At 63.4% G+C, this 16,086-nt stretch carries 17 protein-coding genes; all 17 read left to right on the forward strand.

What is annotated here, in order from left to right; genetic code table 11:
- The first annotated feature begins 72 nt into the window (after positions 1–72).
- Positions 73–1,095: a pilus assembly protein PilM gene (gene pilM, locus H8S55_RS06865; protein ID WP_186878358.1), complete on the forward strand. Its 1,023-nt coding sequence runs from the start codon at positions 73–75 to the stop codon at positions 1,093–1,095.
- A gap of 6 nt (positions 1,096–1,101) precedes the next feature.
- Positions 1,102–1,695, forward strand: a complete 594-nt coding sequence (locus H8S55_RS06870; protein ID WP_186878359.1) for a hypothetical protein — start codon at positions 1,102–1,104, stop codon at positions 1,693–1,695.
- Positions 1,695–2,291: a type II secretion system protein GspM gene (locus H8S55_RS06875; RefSeq protein ID WP_186878360.1), complete on the forward strand. Its 597-nt coding sequence runs from the start codon at positions 1,695–1,697 to the stop codon at positions 2,289–2,291. The genes H8S55_RS06870 and H8S55_RS06875 overlap by 1 nt, the downstream gene beginning before the upstream one ends.
- A gap of 311 nt (positions 2,292–2,602) precedes the next feature.
- Positions 2,603–4,129, forward strand: coding sequence for a DUF3794 and LysM peptidoglycan-binding domain-containing protein (locus H8S55_RS06880; RefSeq protein ID WP_186878361.1), 1,527 nt, complete (start codon positions 2,603–2,605; stop codon positions 4,127–4,129).
- Between the two features lie 79 nt (positions 4,130–4,208).
- Positions 4,209–5,687: a stage IV sporulation protein A gene (gene spoIVA / locus H8S55_RS06885; RefSeq protein ID WP_186878362.1), complete on the forward strand. Its 1,479-nt coding sequence runs from the start codon at positions 4,209–4,211 to the stop codon at positions 5,685–5,687.
- Between the two features lie 129 nt (positions 5,688–5,816).
- The gene (locus H8S55_RS06890) at positions 5,817–6,023 is read left to right on the forward strand and encodes a DUF1858 domain-containing protein (protein WP_147562397.1); all 207 of its coding nucleotides are present in this window, start codon (positions 5,817–5,819) and stop codon (positions 6,021–6,023) included.
- A gap of 102 nt (positions 6,024–6,125) precedes the next feature.
- The gene (locus H8S55_RS06895) at positions 6,126–6,833 is read left to right on the forward strand and encodes a tRNA (adenine(22)-N(1))-methyltransferase (protein ID WP_186878363.1); all 708 of its coding nucleotides are present in this window, start codon (positions 6,126–6,128) and stop codon (positions 6,831–6,833) included.
- Complete coding sequence (locus H8S55_RS06900; RefSeq protein WP_186878364.1) at positions 6,821–7,618, forward strand: Nif3-like dinuclear metal center hexameric protein; 798 nt, start codon at positions 6,821–6,823, stop codon at positions 7,616–7,618. Before H8S55_RS06895 ends, H8S55_RS06900 begins: the two co-directional genes overlap by 13 nt.
- Before the next feature lie 164 nt (positions 7,619–7,782).
- Entirely contained in the window at positions 7,783–8,124 is a 342-nt protein-coding gene (gene rplS, locus H8S55_RS06905) for a 50S ribosomal protein L19 (RefSeq protein ID WP_147562394.1), read from the forward strand.
- Positions 8,125–8,211: 87 nt separating this feature from the next.
- The gene (gene ylqF, locus H8S55_RS06910) at positions 8,212–9,087 is read left to right on the forward strand and encodes a ribosome biogenesis GTPase YlqF (protein ID WP_186878365.1); all 876 of its coding nucleotides are present in this window, start codon (positions 8,212–8,214) and stop codon (positions 9,085–9,087) included.
- A gap of 13 nt (positions 9,088–9,100) precedes the next feature.
- A complete protein-coding gene (gene rnhB, locus H8S55_RS06915) occupies positions 9,101–9,715 on the forward strand; it encodes a ribonuclease HII (RefSeq protein WP_436233150.1) in 615 nt (204 codons plus the stop codon).
- Entirely contained in the window at positions 9,712–10,083 is a 372-nt protein-coding gene (locus H8S55_RS06920) for a YraN family protein (RefSeq protein WP_186878366.1), read from the forward strand. The genes rnhB and H8S55_RS06920 overlap by 4 nt, the downstream gene beginning before the upstream one ends.
- A gap of 125 nt (positions 10,084–10,208) precedes the next feature.
- A complete protein-coding gene (gene thrC / locus H8S55_RS06925; RefSeq protein WP_186878526.1) occupies positions 10,209–11,693 on the forward strand; it encodes a threonine synthase in 1,485 nt (494 codons plus the stop codon).
- Positions 11,694–11,696: 3 nt separating this feature from the next.
- Positions 11,697–12,383 carry a metallophosphoesterase gene (locus H8S55_RS06930; RefSeq protein WP_147562389.1) on the forward strand — a complete coding sequence of 229 codons (687 nt, stop codon included), beginning with the start codon at positions 11,697–11,699 and terminating at the stop codon, positions 12,381–12,383.
- A 138-nt stretch (positions 12,384–12,521) separates the two neighbouring features.
- Complete coding sequence (gene tig, locus H8S55_RS06935) at positions 12,522–13,913, forward strand: trigger factor (protein WP_186878367.1); 1,392 nt, start codon at positions 12,522–12,524, stop codon at positions 13,911–13,913.
- A gap of 161 nt (positions 13,914–14,074) precedes the next feature.
- Positions 14,075–14,656, forward strand: coding sequence for an ATP-dependent Clp endopeptidase proteolytic subunit ClpP (clpP, locus tag H8S55_RS06940; protein WP_147562387.1), 582 nt, complete (start codon positions 14,075–14,077; stop codon positions 14,654–14,656).
- Positions 14,657–14,752: 96 nt separating this feature from the next.
- On the forward strand, positions 14,753–16,075 hold the full coding sequence (clpX, locus tag H8S55_RS06945; RefSeq protein WP_147562386.1) for an ATP-dependent Clp protease ATP-binding subunit ClpX: 1,323 nt from the start codon (positions 14,753–14,755) through the stop codon (positions 16,073–16,075).
- Positions 16,076–16,086: the final 11 nt, after the last annotated feature.

Genomic DNA, 16,086 nt, shown 5'->3' on the forward strand with positions numbered 1-16,086 from the left:
GTCTGTCCCGCCCCGCCGGGGGCAGGGGACGAGAGAAAATTGGAGAAAGTCTGACATAGGGGAAGGGAAGCTATGAGTACATTATTGGGACTGGACCTGGGCGCCAGCGCCATGAAGCTGGCCGTGGGCGACCGGAGCGGCGTGAGCCAGATCGCCTCTGTCCTGCTGCCCAGCGACCTTGTCCGGGACCATAAGATGGTCTCGGAGGAGGCGGTGGCCCAGGAGGTCAAACACGCGCTGCGGGAGCAGCACATGAAAAAACGCCCCTGCGCCGTGGTCATCCCGGCGGAGAGCGCCATCGTCCGGCGGCTGACCGTGCCCTATATGAGCCCGGAGCAGCTGCGGGTGAATCTGCCCTATGAGTTCCACGACTTTGTCCAGGGGGACAAAGACCAGTATTTCTATGACTATGCGGTAGTGGCCGTGGGGGAGGGACGCAAGGGCGAGGACGGGAAAGAGGAGCCGCCCACCCTGGACCTGCTGGCGGCAGCTACCCGGAAGGAGACCATCGCCGCCTATCGCCGGATGCTGCGCCTGGCGGGGATGAAGCTGGTGCGGGCGGTGCCCGAGTGCCTGGCCTATGGTAACCTGCTGCGCGCCAAGCTGGAGCAGCACCCGGAGGAGTACCGCGGGGAGTGCGCCGTGGCGGATCTGGGTCATCAGTCCGTCCGTCTGCACATCTATCAAAACGGCGTGTATAACACCACCCGGACCATCGAGCTGGGCGGCCGCTCCCTGGATGCCATCATCGCCGACACCGCCGGGGTGGACCCCCATCTGGCCACGGGCTATAAGATGTCCAACTATCAGGGGGCCCAGGAAATTTCCGCCTGCCGGGAGCTGTATTCCCGGGTGGCGGTGGAGATCATGCGGGCGGTGAATTTCTATGGCTTCAATACACCGGATGCCGATTTGAGAGACCTGTATTTAAGCGGCGGCCTGGCCAACGTCACCGCCCTGAGGGAGGAGCTGGAGCGGACCCTGCAGCTGACGCTCCACCCCATCGACGAGCTGTGCCCCGGCGGCCTGTCCGGCCCGGAGACCAGCTATTGCGCGGCAGCCATGGGCGTGCTGCTGCAAGGGAACGGGAGGTGACGGAAGGTGAGCGCCAAGAAGAAACAGACGGCGGTCCTGAAGCGGGACATCAACCTGGCCCAGACGGACCGGAAGGGGACACCGCCTAAGACCGCCGCCGCCGTGGCCGTGTGTCTGGCTCTGTTTGTGGGCCTGTTCTGCAAATTCGCTGTCATCGAACAGCTGGACCGGGTGTGGTCCAGCCAGCGGGCCGCCGACCAGGCCGCCCAGCAGCTGGCCCAGCTGCGCCAGGCCAATGAGAACTATGACCAGGTGCTGGAGGAGTATCAGAGCTATACCATCGCCCGGGACGCTCTGTCCAGCGATGCCGACCCCATGGCCTGCCTGGACCTGGTGGAGCGCTATCTCATCCGGCAGTCCACCGTCAAGTCCTTTACAGTAGCCGACGGGCTGATCTCCGCCCAGATATCCGGCGTGACCCTGCACCAGGTGTCTGATATCTATCAGGACCTGAAAAGCGACGATCTGGTCAAGTCCGTCCAGGTGTACACCGCCGAGACGGAGGAGGACAGGACCGACGGCCGGGTGAACGCCGCCCTGACCATCGACCTCACCGGAGAGAAAGTCAGCGATGCCAGCGAGGAGGTGACTGTGCCGTGATGGATCGGGAATTTACCCCCCGGGAAAAGGGAATGCTGCTGGTGCTGGCGGTGCTGCTGCTGACCCTGGGCTATATGAAGCTGTTCTACGCCCCGGTGCAGCAGGCGGTGACGGAAAACCAGCAGCGCCAGACGGAGCTGCAGGACCAGGCCCTGATCGAGCAGGACCGGGCCCTGAAAATGCAGACCATGGAGAAGGAGCTGGAGGAGCTGAAAACCGGCGGTGCCGTGCCCGATGCCCAGGTCCCGGACTATAACAACGCCAAGCGGGTGATGGTGGAGCTCAACGCCATCCTGGCCCGGGCCCGGGAATACAGTCTGTCCTTTGACGATGTGTCGCTGGACGAGGACAGCGGTCTGGTCCGCCGCCCGGTGGAACTGACCTTTCAGACGGCGGACTACGCCGCCGCCCGGGAGATCATCAACGACCTGTACCACTGCCGCTACCGCTGCTCCATCCAGGATGTGACCATCTCCGCCGACGAGGACGGTACCGACATCACAGCCGCCCCCGGGGCCGTGACCCAGCTCACCGCCGTCTTTCTGGAGCGCAACGACGGCACCGTGACGGCCAACCAGACGGACGGGAATTCGTAAACAGGATCAAGAGTATGAACATGGCCCGCCGGAGGTTTGATGAGAACCTTCGGCGGGCCGTTTTGCGCCGTTGTATCAGGACGACCCGTTCCGGCATAGAGTACATCAGCCGGAGACGGCGGAACTTTTGGGAAGGGAGGGGTAGCATGGGCATCGTGGTGGTGCGCTCGCCCAAGTGTCTGCGGGGGCTGCTGCGCAGGCTGTTTGGGGTGAAGTGACATAGCGGGCGCGGCCCGGGCATATAGTGTCCCAAAGACCGGGCCGCGCTTCCAGCCGGGCCGGAACACCGGGATAAGGAGTGGACAACGACCATGGAACTGGAATTTGAACGGGACACCTTGCAGGGCTACGACACGGTGGCGGAGCTGACCCTGTGCCAGGAGGAGACGCTGGAGAGCATCGTACCAGATGCCTGCCCGGACATTTTGCGCATCGTGGACGTGTGCGGTCAGGCCATGCTCCACAGCAAGCAGGTGAAAAACGGGGCGGCGGAGCTGGGGGGCCTGGTCCGGGCGGTCATTTTGTACGAGCCGGACGGGGGCGCGGGGCTGCGGCGGATGGAGGTGGGCCTGCCCTTCCGCTGCCAGGCGGAGGCCCCCGGACTCACCGAGCAGGGCCGGGTGCTGGCCCGTCCCCGGCTGCGCTGCGCCGAGGCCCGGGCGCTGAACTCCAGAAAGGTATTGCTGCGGGTGGACCTGGCCGTGGACGTGACGGCCTGTCAGCCTGTGGAGCAGCCCCTGTGCCGCGGGGTGCTGGACCCGGAGCGGGGCTGCGTCTGCCAGCGGTGCCGGGAGCAGGTGTGCGGCCTGCTGTCGGCGGTGGAGGAGAAGCCCTTCACCTTCTCCCAGCGGGTGCGTCTGCCCGCCGGACAGGGGGAGCCGCCCCAGGTCATGGCCCTGTGGGCCGAGGCGGAGTGCGCCGAATGCAAGCGGGTGGGGGCAAAGCTCATCTTCAAGGGGGAGGCGGAGCTGCACCTGCTTCTCCAGGAACCGGGGGGCGGCCTCACCGCCGACGTGGAGCGGCTCCCCTTCTCCCAGGTACTGGAGGTCCCAGAGGGGGATGAGACGGGGGACAGCCGGGTGTGGGTGGAGGTCACCGACGTGAGCCATCAGGCCGACCCCGCCGACCCCCGGGAACTGCAGGTGGAGCTGGAGCTGCTGGCCCAGGCCCAGCTGCGGTGCCGCCGGACGGTGACGCTGCTCCAGGACCTGTACAGCACCGCCTGGCAGACCCAGCTGGACCACCGGCCTCTGGTCCTCCAGCGCTTTGGCCCAGGCTCTATCCGCCCCCAGGCGGTGCGGGAGCTGCTGGAGACGGGGGAGAGCGTGCGCAGTGTGGCGGACAGCCGCCTGGCCATCGGCCAGGTGAGCCAGAGCCGGGAGGGGGATCAGCTGGTGCTCACGGCGGAGGCGTGGCTCACTGTGCTCTATCAGGACGGGGAGGACCGTCTCCAGTGTATCCACCGCACCGTGCCCGTCTCCTGCCGCCTGGACTGCCCGGAGGACTGCCGCTGTCTGTGTACCGTCCGCCGCCAGGGGGAGGTATACGCCGCCCCCGCCGCCGGAGGGGTGGAGGTCCGGTTCACTCTGGAGTTTGACTGTTTGCCGGCACAGACCCTGTCCGTCCCCGCCGTGTGCGGCGGCTCCCTGGGGGAGGCCCGGGATGCGGATGGGGAGAAGCGGCCCTCGGTGGTGCTGCGCTTTGCCGTCCGGGGGGAGGAGATATGGGACATCGCCAAGGCCTATGGCGCGACCACGGCCCAGATCCTCCAGGCCAACGAGCTGGAGGAGGAGACCCTGCCCGCCGGGCGGATGCTGCTCATCCCCAACGCCCGGTGAAGCACATATTTCAGGGCTTATCCTCATAGAGTAAAAGTAAATACCGGCTTGACCCGAAAAGGCCGAAGGAGGAATCGCAGTGCAAGAGGGAAAAATCTATGAGGATATCGCCCTGCGGACGGAGGGCGACATCTACATCGGCGTTGTGGGGCCGGTCCGAACGGGAAAATCCACCTTCATCAAGCGCTTTATGGAGACGCTGGTCATCCCCAACATCGAAAACGTCTACCGCCGGGAGCGGGCCCGGGATGAGCTGCCCCAGAGCGGCTCCGGCCGGACCATTATGACGGCGGAGCCCAAGTTCGTCCCCGAGGAGGCCGCCAGCGTGACGGTGGAGGGGGGCGTGTCCTTCCGGGTGCGGCTGATCGACTGCGTGGGCTATATGGTCACCGGGGCGGTGGGGCAGATGGAGGGGGAGCTGGAGCGGATGGTGACCACCCCCTGGTTCGACCACGAGATCCCCATGGCCGAGGCGGCGGAGGTGGGGACCCGGAAGGTCATCTCCGAGCACTCCACCATCGGCGTGGTGGTGACCACCGACGGCACCGTCACCGACATCCCCCGGGAGGACTATCAGCAGGCGGAGGAGCGGGCCATTCAGGAGTTGAAGGAGCTGGGCAAGCCCTTTGTGGTGGTGCTCAACTCCGCCCAGCCCGCCTCTGACCGGGCCCAGGCCATCCGGGCGGACATCGCCCAGCGGTATGACGTGACTTGCATCGCCGTGAATTGCCTGGAGCTGGGCGGGGAGGAAATCTGCCAGCTGCTGAAAAGCGTGCTGTATGAGTTCCCGCTGAAGGAGCTGGACCTGTTCCTGCCCCCCTGGGTGGATGCTCTGCCCCAGGAACACCCCATCAAGGCGGCGGTGTTCGCCGCCATCCGGGAGGGGGCGGAGCAGCTGCGGCGCATCCGGGACGCGGAGCGGGCGGTGGCCGGGTTCGAGCGCTGCGAGGCAGTGAGCCGGGCCAGTCTCACCGGGGTGGACCTGGGCTCTGGCGTGGCCCAGGGGGAGCTGGAGCTGCCCCGGACCCTGTTTTACGACACCCTGTCTCAGCAGTCCGGCTTCCCCGTGGGGGACGACGGGGACCTGATGGCCCTGCTCACCCGGCTGGCTGGGGTGCAGGCGGCCTATGACAAGGTGGCCGAAGCCCTGCGGGAGGTGGAGGAGACGGGCTATGGCATCGTGGTACCCACCATCGACTCCCTCACCCTGGAGGAGCCGGAGATCGTCCGCCAGGGGGGACGCTATGGGGTGCGTCTGCGGGCCAGCGGCAGCTCCATCCATATGATCCGGGCGGACATCCAGACGGAGGTGTCCCCCATCGTGGGCGGGGAGAAGCAGAGCGAGGACATGATCCGCTATCTGCTTCAGGAGTATGAGGGGGACTCCAGCAAAATTTGGGAGGCCAATATCTTCGGCAAGTCCCTCCACGAGCTGGTGAACGAGGATCTGAACGCCAAGCTCAAGCGGATGCCCCAGGATGCCAGGGAGAAGCTGCGGGAGACCCTCCAGCGCATCATCAACGAGGGCTCCGGCGGGCTCATCTGCATTATTCTGTAAAAACAGGGGCAAAACAGGGGGCCAAAGGGGGCGTTTTTCCCAAAAGCGAAGTTTTTGGAATTTTCCATTGAAAAATACCGGAGGATAGGATATACTAAAGCTAACCATTATGAATGGAGGAATCCCCACATGACCATTACCAAAGACACCATCATCGGTGATATCCTGACCATCGCCCCCCAGACTGCCCCCCTGTTCATGAACATCGGGATGCACTGCCTGGGCTGCCCCGCCTCCCGGGGCGAGACGGTGGAGCAGGCCTGCATGGTCCACGGCGTGGACCCCGACGACCTGCTGGCGAAGGTCAACGAGATGATCGCCGCCGCAGAAGGCTAAAAAAGGCTGCACGAAAAGACGGGGGCGGACGTTCCGCCCCTGTTTTTTTCTGCCCCGGTTGCGATGATCCGGGGAGGCCGAGCTTATGACAGGGAGGAGCCCATGAACAAAAAAATCGAACTGTCCCCCCGGCTGCGCATGGTGGCCGGACTGGTGCCCCCTGGCAGCCGCCTGGCCGATATCGGCACCGACCACGCCTATCTCCCCGCCGCCCTCATTCAGGAGGGGACCATCCCCGCCGCCATCGCCGCCGACCTGCGCCAGGGGCCGCTGAACCGGGCCAAGGCCACCGCGCGGGAGTGCGGGCTTACCGGCCGGGTGACCTTTCGCCTGTGCAGCGGGCTGGAGGGGGTCCGCCCCGACGAGGTGGATGCCGTGGCCATTGCGGGTATGGGCGGGGAGACCATCGCCGACATCCTCGCCGCCGCCCCCTGGACCCGTGAGCGGGACGTGCCCCTGGTGCTCCAGCCCATGTCCTCTATGGACGATCTGCGCCTGTGGATGGAGCGGCACGGCTATACCATCGTGAAAGAGGAACTGGCCCGGGAGGGGGAGACTCTCTACACCGCCCTGCTGGTGCGCTCCGGGGCCATGGTTCCCCTGACGGCGGCAGAGCGGCTGGCGGGAAAGAATACCAATCACCCCCTGCGGGGCGCCTGGCTGGACCGGTGGCTGGACAAGACAGACCGGGCTTTGACCGGTCTGGCCCGGGCCCAGAAGCCGGCGGTAGCGGCGCGTCTGGAAGAGCTGAAACAGATGCAGACCGAGCTTAGTGAGATGAAAAAGGAGTGGGAAGCATGGCAACGGTAAACGAGGTCTATGGCTTTTTGGACAAGCTGGCCCCCTTTGACCTTCAGATGGATTTTGACAACGCCGGTTTTCTGGTGGGCCGGGGGGAGACCCAGGTCAAGCGCCTGCTGGTGGCCCTGGATATCACCCTGCCCGTGGTTCAGGAGGCGGCGGAGAAAGGCTGCCAGCTTGTCGTGTCCCACCACCCGGTGATCTTCCACCCGGTGAAGGCCCTCACCGATCAGAGCGCCACGGGCCGGGTGCTGCTGGCTCTGGCGGAGGGGCACATGGCCGCCATTTGCGCCCACACCAATCTGGACGCAGTGATGGAGGGGGTCAACTGCTGCCTGGCCCGGACGCTGGAGCTGAAAGATCTGGAGCAGCTCCACCAGGACGGCCTGGACCATGAGGGCCGCCCCTATGGCATCGGCCGGGTGGGCACGGCGCACCGGCCCGGCATGACGGCGGGGGAGTACGCCGCCTTTGTGAAGGAGAAGCTGGGGGCGGCCTCGGTGCGCTATGCCGACGGGGGAAGACCCGTCCGCCATGTGGCGGTGGGGGGCGGCTCCTGCGGCTCTATGCTCTGTGATGCGGCGGCCAGGGGCTGCGACACCTTCGTCACTGCCGACGTGAAGCACGACCAGTACATCCAGGCCCGGGCCATGGGCATCACCCTGATGGATGCGGGACATTTTGCCACCGAGAACGTGGTGTGCGCCCCCCTGGCCGAAAAACTGGCCCGGGCATTCCCCGACATCCGGGTGGAATTGGCGCAGCAGAACCGGGAGCCCTATGGGGCGGTGTGACCCCGAAAAAGTTTTGCGGAGAAAAAGGGAAAAATCGCTTGCAGAGGAGAAAATTCTGTGGTATAATGCCAAAGTCTGAAAACGGGCGGTCCTCTGCTGGGGACCTGGGGAGGGCCCCGGGTCCATATCCCGCACGAACGCCTATATAACAGGAGGAAAAAATTATGGATCTGATGCAGGCTTTTACCGAGAAGTACAAGAAGGCTGAGCCCCCCGTTGTCGCCGTGGGCGACACCGTCCGCGTTCACCTGAAGGTCAAGGAAGGCAACCGTGAGCGTATCCAGGTGTTCGAGGGCACCGTGATCGCCAAGAAGCACGGCGGCATTGAGGAGACCTTCACCGTGCGCCGCGTCTCCTACGGCGTCGGCGTGGAGAAGGTGTTCCCCGTTCACGCTCCTTCCATCGAGAAGATCGAGCTGGTGCGCCACGGTAAGGTGCGCCGCGCCAAGCTGTACTACCTGCGCAACCGCGTGGGCAAGGCGGCCAAGGTGAAAGAGGCCCTGTAATCCACCAGAAGGGAGCGGTGTTCAGCCGCTCCCTTCTTCTATATTTGATCAGCCCCCACATCGGGGCAGCAGAGAGGAGGAGGACCCTTGAACATTCAATGGTACCCCGGACACATGACCAAGACCCGCCGGCAGATCGAGGCGGACCTGAAAAACGTGGATATCGTGGTGGAGATCATCGATGCCCGCATCCCCGTATCCAGCCGGAACCCGGACATCGACAGCATCTGCGCCGGCAAGCCCCGGCTCATCGTCCTCAACCGGGCCGACCAGGCCGACCCCGCCCGGAACAAACAGTGGGCCGCCCTTTTCCGCAGTCAGGGCCACGCCGTGCTGGAGACGGACGCCAAAACGGGCAGCGGCGTGAACCAGTTCTCCGCCATCATTCAGAACGTGCTGAAGGATCAAATCGCCAAATGGCGGGAGAAGGGCCAGGTGGGCCGTCCGGTACGGGCCATGGTGGTGGGGGTGCCCAACGTGGGCAAGTCCACCTTCATCAACAAGGTAGCCCGGAAGAAATCCGCCAAGGCGGGGGACCGGCCCGGTGTCACCCGGGGCAAGCAGTGGGTAAATGTGGACCAATCCCTGGACCTGCTGGACACCCCTGGCATCCTGTGGCCCAAGTTTGATGACCAGACCATCGGCATGAACCTGGCCTTTACCGGGGCGGTGAAGGACGACATCATGGACGTGGAGACCCTGGGCTGCCACATGATGGCCCTGCTGGCCGAGCGCTACCCCAAGGTGCTGACGGATAGCTATAAGCTCCCCGAAGTCCCCGCCCGAGAGGGGGAGGAGAACGACATCGCCTATGGCTATCGGCTCCTTCAGGCCTGCGCCCAGAAGCGGGGCATGCGCATCTCCGGCGGAGAATTCGACACCGAGCGTATGTCCCGGGTGCTGCTGGACGAGTATCGCGCTGGCAAGTTGGGACGCTTTACACTTGAGATACCCCAGGCCTAAGGAGGGAGACACCGTGGAAGAGATCGACCTTTGGCAGTATGAGCGCCAGGCCCTGGGGGAGGGGCACGTCCACATCTGCGGCTGCGACGAGGCGGGGGCAGGGCCCCTGGCCGGTCCGGTGTACGCCGCGGCGGTGATCCTGCCCATGGGCGCGGATATCCCCGGACTGAACGACTCTAAAAAGCTGACGGAGAAGCGGCGGGAGGCCCTGTTCCCCGTCATTCAGACCACGGCCCTGGCCTGGTCGGTGGCCAGCATCTCCCCTCAAGAGATCGACGAGACCGACATCCTCACCGCCCGGATGCGGTGTATGCAGCTGGCCATCGACGGCCTGTCCCTTCCGGCGGATTTCGCCCTGGTGGACGGAAACCGGGACCACGGCAGGGGAGGGGGCGTGACTACGCCCCACCGCTGCATTGTAAAGGGAGACAGCCTGTCGGCTTCTGTCGCGGCGGCATCCATTTTGGCCAAGGTGAGCCGGGACCACTTCATGCTGGAAATGGCGAAAGAATACCCCCAATACGCCTTTGAGCGCCACAAGGGCTATGGTACCAAGCTGCACTATGAGCGTCTGCGGGAATATGGGCCCAGCCCCATCCACCGCAGGAGCTTTTTGAAAAATCTATGAGCGGACAGGCAAGCCGCCTGCTGGGGCGATGGGGGGAGGCCCTGGCGGCGGACCACCTGCGCCGGGCGGGCTATCAGCTCCTGGCGGCCAACTGGCGCAGCCGCTTTGGGGAGATCGACCTCATCGCCGCCGACCGGGAATACCTCTGCTTTGTGGAGGTGAAGCTGCGCAAAAGTGCGGCCTTCGGCGGGGCGGGGGAGTTTGTGGACCGGCGCAAGCAGGATAAGCTGCGCCTGACGGCGGAGCTCTATCTCAGTCAACACCCCACCCGGCTCCAGCCCCGGTTCGACGTGATCGAAATATACGCTCCCCAGGGGACGGACACAAAAGCGCCCCGTGTCCGCCACATAGAAAACGCCTTTTTCTGACGGAGGGTTTTGGGGGCTTTTTCCCGCCAATCTCTTGACCTTCCGCCGGGAAGCTGTCATAATGGAGTATCGCCATTGCGATTCGTTTCTTGGCACAAGTTTCAAAATAGATGGGAATGATCGAGATGCAATATACCAGTACCAGAGATTCGTCTGTCCGCTTCACCGCCTCCCAGGCCATCACCCAGGGCCTGTCCGCTGACGGCGGTCTGCTGACCCCCTATTATATCCCCAAGCTGCCGGGCAACGCCCTGGACGAGCTGAAGGACATGCCTTATCAGGCCCGGGCCGTCTATGTGATGAAGCAGTTTTTGGAGGAGTTCACCGTGAAAGAACTCACCGACTTTGCTGCCGCCGCCTATGGCCCGGAGAAGTTTGATACTCCCGCCGTGGCCCCCGTCCACACCCTGAATGAGAGCACCCACTGCCTGGAGCTGTGGCACGGCCCCACCTGCGCCTTCAAAGATATGGCTCTGCAGATGCTGCCCCACCTGCTCACCGCCTCCCTGACCAAGACGGAGGAGTTCCGCACCGTGTGCATCCTGGTGGCCACCTCCGGCGACACCGGCAAGGGCGCCTTGGAGGGCTTTAAGGATGTGAAGGGCACCCGTATTCTGGTGTTCTATCCCAAGGACGGCGTGTCCGCCGTGCAGGAGCTGCAGATGGTCACCCAGGAGGGCGATAATGTGGGCGTGGCCTCCGTCATCGGCAACTTTGACGATGCCCAGACCGGCGTGAAGCGCCTGTTCTCCGACGAGGCCCTGCGGGAGGAGCTGGACAAGCGGGGATTCTTCTTCTCCTCCGCCAACTCCATCAACTGGGGCCGGGTGCTGCCCCAGATCGTCTACTATGTCTCCGCCTACTGCGACCTGCTGCGGGACGAGAAGATCCAGCCCGGCCAGGCCATCAACGTGTGTGTGCCCACGGGCAACTTCGGCAACATCCTGGCCGCCTACTATGCCCGGGAGATGGGGGTGCCCATTGACAAGCTCATCTGCGCCTCCAACAGCAATAACGTCCTCACCGACTTTATCCGCACCGGCGTGTATGACCGCAACCGCCAGTTCTATAACACCGAGTCCCCCTCCATGGACATCCTGATCTCCTCCAACCTGGAGCGGCTGCTGCTGACGCTGACCCAGGACGTGGACGAGGTGAAGGGCTATATGCAGCAGCTGAACGCCACCGGCCGCTATCAGGTCAGCGACAAGGTGAAGGAGAAGCTGCAGCAGCGCTTCTTCGGCTATTGCTGTGACGACGGCGAGACCGAGAAGGTCATCGGCCGCATCTATGCCAAGGACCGCTATCTGGTGGACCCCCACACCGCCGTGGCTTTCTCCGCCCTGGAGCAGTACCGCGCCGAGACGGGGGACGAGACCCCCTGTGTGGTGGTCTCCACCGCCAGCCCCTTCAAGTTCTGCGGCAGCGTCCTGTCCGCCCTGGGGGAGAAAAACATCGCCTCCGGCCTGGACGTGCTGGACCAGCTCTCCGAGAAGACCGGCCTGCCCGCTCCCGCCCCTCTGGCTGGGCTGCGTGGCAAGGAGATCCGCTTTACGACCACCGTGGAGAAGGCGCACATGGTGGATGCGGTGCTGTCCATGTTGGAGTGATCCATGGCCCTCTATGCGATTGGAGACACCCATCTGTCCCTGACCAGCAACAAGCCAATGGACGTGTTCGGCGGCGGCTGGGCCGGGTATGTAGACAAGCTGCGCCAGGGTTTTGCCTGCGTCCGGCCGGAGGATACCGTGGTTTTGTGCGGCGACCTGTCCTGGGGCATGAGCCTGCAGGAGGCGAGGGAGGACTTTGCCTTTCTGGATGCCCTGCCCGGAAAAAAGCTGCTGATGAAGGGAAACCACGACTACTGGTGGACCACAGCGTCCAAGATGAACCAGTTTTTTCAGGAGAACCACTTTACCACCTTTGAGATCCTGCACAACAACTGCTGCCTCTATGGGGACGTGGCCCTGTGCGGCACCCGGGGGTGGTTCTATGAGGAGGACCGGGGGGAGCACAGCGCCAAGATCTTCAACCGGGAGCTGATCCGCCTGGAGACCTCTCTGAAGGCGGGGGGAGCGCGGGAGAAATTCTGTTTTCTCCACTATCCGCCCCTGTATCAGGGCTATCGCTGTCAGGAGATCATCGACCTGATGAAGCAGTATGGCGTGAAGCGCTGCTACTATGGCCATCTTCACGGCGGAAGCCACCGTCTGGCAGTGTCCGGGGACCGGGACGGGGTGGAATACCACCTGGTCGCCGCCGATTACCTGGGCTTCAAACCGGAATTGATCCTGCCCTGATGAAAAAATTATAGAAATTTCTAAAAAATAGTCTGGTCAAACCACAGGATATCTGATAGAATATCGTGGCGAAAGTAAAAAGGCGATGTCGTTCCGCTGTTGGAGCGTATGACACGCCGACAGGAGGAATTTGACAAAATGAAGGTCACCAGTGTTGAGAAGAAAGAGAAGAGCACGGTCGAGCTGACCATCCAGGTCGAGGCCGACGCGTTTGAGGCCGCTGTTCAGAAGGCCTATGAGAAGGAGCGCAAGAATATCGGTGTCCCCGGCTTCCGCAAGGGCAAGGCCCCCCGGAAGATCATCGAGGGCATGTACGGCACCGGCGTGTTCTATGAAGAGGCCATCAACCAGGTCTATCCCGGCGCTTATGCCCAGGCTGTGGAGGAGCAGAAGCTGGATGACGTGGGTTATCCCAAAATCGAGATCGTGGAGGTGGGCAAGGACGGCCTGACCTTCAAGGCACTGGTTTCTGTCCGCCCCGAGGTGAAGCTGGGTACCTATAAGGGCCTGACCGCCTCCAAGGACGTGGCCAAGGTCACCGACAAGGACGTGGACGAGGAGCTCAAGCCCTACATCGACCGGGCCACCCGCCTGGTCAGCGTGGACCGCGCCGCCCAGAACGGCGACACCGTGGTCATCGACTTCGAGGGTTTTGACAACGGCGAGGCCTTTGATGGCGGCAAGGGCGAGAACTATGACCTGAAGCTGGGTGCCGGTATGTTTGTTCCCGGCTTTGAGGAGCAGCTGGTGGGTGCCAAGGCCGGCGAGGAGAAGGACCTGGACATCACCTTCCCCGAGGACTATCACCCCGGTCTGGCCGGCAAGGCCGTTGTGTTCCACGTGAAGGTCAAGGAGGTCAAGGAGCCCCAGGCCCCCGTGGTGGACGACGAGTTTGCCAAGGACGTGTCCGAGTTCGAGACCATGGATGCCTTCCGCAAGAGCCTGGCCGAGAAGATCGCCGACCGCCGCAGCAAGCAGGCCGACGCCGACTTTGAGAACCAGGTGCTGGAGCAGCTGATCGAGAACATGGAGTGCGAGATCCCCGACGGCATGGTGGACGTGCAGCTGGACCGCCTGATGGAGGACTATGCCATGCGTCTGCAGAGCCAGGGCATCTCCATGGAGGACTATCAGAAGATGATGGGTGTCAACGGCGACATCGTCCGGGAGTCCGCCCGTCCCTCCGCGCTGCGCCAGGTCCAGATGCAGCTGGCCCTGACCGCCGTGGCCGATGCTGAGAACATCGAGGTCACCGACGAGGAGGTCCAGGCTGAGATCGACCGTCTGGCCAAGCAGTATAACATTGATGTCGAGCAGGTGAAGGCCGCTGTGCCTGTCGAGGACCTGAAGAAGGACCTGCGCCTGAGAAAGGCCAGCGATCTGGTCATCGCCGAGGCCAAGGTGGGCAAGGCCAAGAAGAAGGCCGCCGCCAAGAAGACCGAGAAGGCTGAGGGGACCGAGGGCGAGGAGAAGCCCAAGCGCACCCGCAAGAAGAAGACTGAGGAGACCGAGGAGCCCAAGGCTGAGTAAACGGCCCTGAAAGGTCCGATGTAACATCTCAATCACGTCCCGGGGCGGCCCTGCACCGCCCCGGGCGCGTCCGTATCTTCATATTGACGGGCACAGAGAGGAATCAACTTCTCTCACCGGGGGTATACTTTGGTATCACGACCCAAAAAGGAGTAAAATTTATGAGCTTAGTTCCCTATGTAGTAGAGCAGACCAACCGGGGCGAGCGGTCCTATGACATCTTTTCCCGGCTGCTGAACGACCGGATCGTCATGCTGTCTGAGGAAGTCAACGACACCACCGCCTCTCTCATCGTGGCCCAGCTGCTGTATCTGGAGGCCCAGGACCCGGACAAGGACATCCAGTTCTACATCAACAGTCCCGGCGGCTCCGTCACCGCCGGTATGGCCATCTACGACACCATGCAGTATATCAAGTGCGACGTGTCCACCATCTGCATCGGCATGGCCGCCTCTATGGGCGCGTTCCTGCTGTCCTCCGGGACGAAGGGCAAGCGCCTGGCCCTGCCCAATGCAGAGATCATGATCCACCAGCCCTCCGCCGGGACCCAGGGCCAGATCACGGATATGGCCATCCACCTGAAACGGCTGGAGATCGTCAAGACCCGTCTGACCGGCATCCTGGCCGCCAACACCGGCAAGCCCCTGGACGTGGTGCGGGCCGACTGCGAGCGGGACAACTTTATGACCGCCCAGGAGGCCATGGAGTACGGTCTCATCGACAAGGTGATCGACCACCGCTAAGGGCGGTGTGCCGCAGCGCGCCGGAGCGGAGGAGAGGAGTGCCTTCTCCTGCCCGGTCCGGCGCAGATTTCCATAGGAATTTTAAGAGGTGTATCCATGGCGCGTAACGACGAGAAGAAAAATATCCGCTGCTCCTTTTGCGGCAAGCATCAGGATCAGGTCCGGCGGCTCATCGCCGGGCCGGGTGTTTATATCTGCAACGAGTGTGTGCAGCTGTGCATGGGCATTCTGGACGACAACTATGAGCCGGTGGACGAGCCCGGCAGCAGCGGCATGCCCGATGTGATCCCCACGCCCCAAGAGATCCACACCGTGCTGGATCAATATATCATCGGCCAGGAGCAGGCCAAGATCGCCCTGTCCGTGGCCGTATATAACCACTATAAGCGCATCTACTTCGGGGATGCCGAGGGAGTGGAGCTGCAAAAGAGCAACATCCTGCTCATGGGCCCCACCGGCTGCGGCAAGACCCTGTTTGCCCAGACGCTGGCCCGGGTGCTGAAGGTGCCCTTCGCCATCGCCGATGCCACCACCCTCACCGAGGCGGGCTATGTGGGCGACGATGTGGAGAACATTCTGCTGCGTCTGGTCCAGGCCGCCGACTATGACATCGAGCTGGCCGAGCGGGGCATCATCTACATCGACGAGATGGACAAGATCGCCCGGAAGAGCGAGAATACCTCCATCACCCGGGATGTGTCCGGCGAGGGCGTACAGCAGGCCCTGCTGAAGATCCTGGAGGGCACCGTGGCCAATGTGCCCCCTCAGGGCGGGCGGAAGCACCCCCACCAGGAGTTCATTCAGATCGACACCAAGAACATCCTGTTCATCTGCGGCGGCGCCTTCGACGGCATCGACAAGATCATCGAAAACCGTTTGGACAAGCGGTCCATGGGCTTCGGCGCCGAGATCCAGAGCAAGAAGGAGCGGAATGTGGGTCAGCTGATGAAGGAGATCCAGCCCCAGGACCTGCTGAAATTCGGCATCATCCCCGAGCTGGTGGGCCGTCTGCCTGTCATCACCACCCTGGACTCCCTGGACCGGGACATGATGGTCCAGATCCTCACCGAGCCCAAAAACGCCCTGGTGAAACAGTATCAGAAGCTGATGGAGTATGACCAGGTGGAGCTGGACTTCGACGGCGAGGCTCTAAAGGCCGCGGCGGACCGGGCGGTGGACCGGGGCATCGGAGCCCGCGGCCTGCGGGCGGTGCTGGAGGAGGTCATGACCAGGGTGATGTATAACGTGCCCTCTGACCCCACCATTACCAAGGTGACCGTCCACGCCGACTGCTTTACCGAAGGCGCTGCCCCGGAGCTCACCCACGACCCGGAGCGTACCCAGCGTCCCCGGCTGGGCCGTGCAGCCCTGATGGCTAAGAACGGCGGGACCGGTATCCCCGGCTCCAACGTGGGCTGACAGACGAAAAC

It is taken from the genome of Flintibacter faecis, from assembly GCF_014287875.1.
In the GTDB taxonomy this organism is placed as follows: Bacteria; Bacillota; Clostridia; order Oscillospirales; family Oscillospiraceae; genus Lawsonibacter; species Lawsonibacter faecis_A.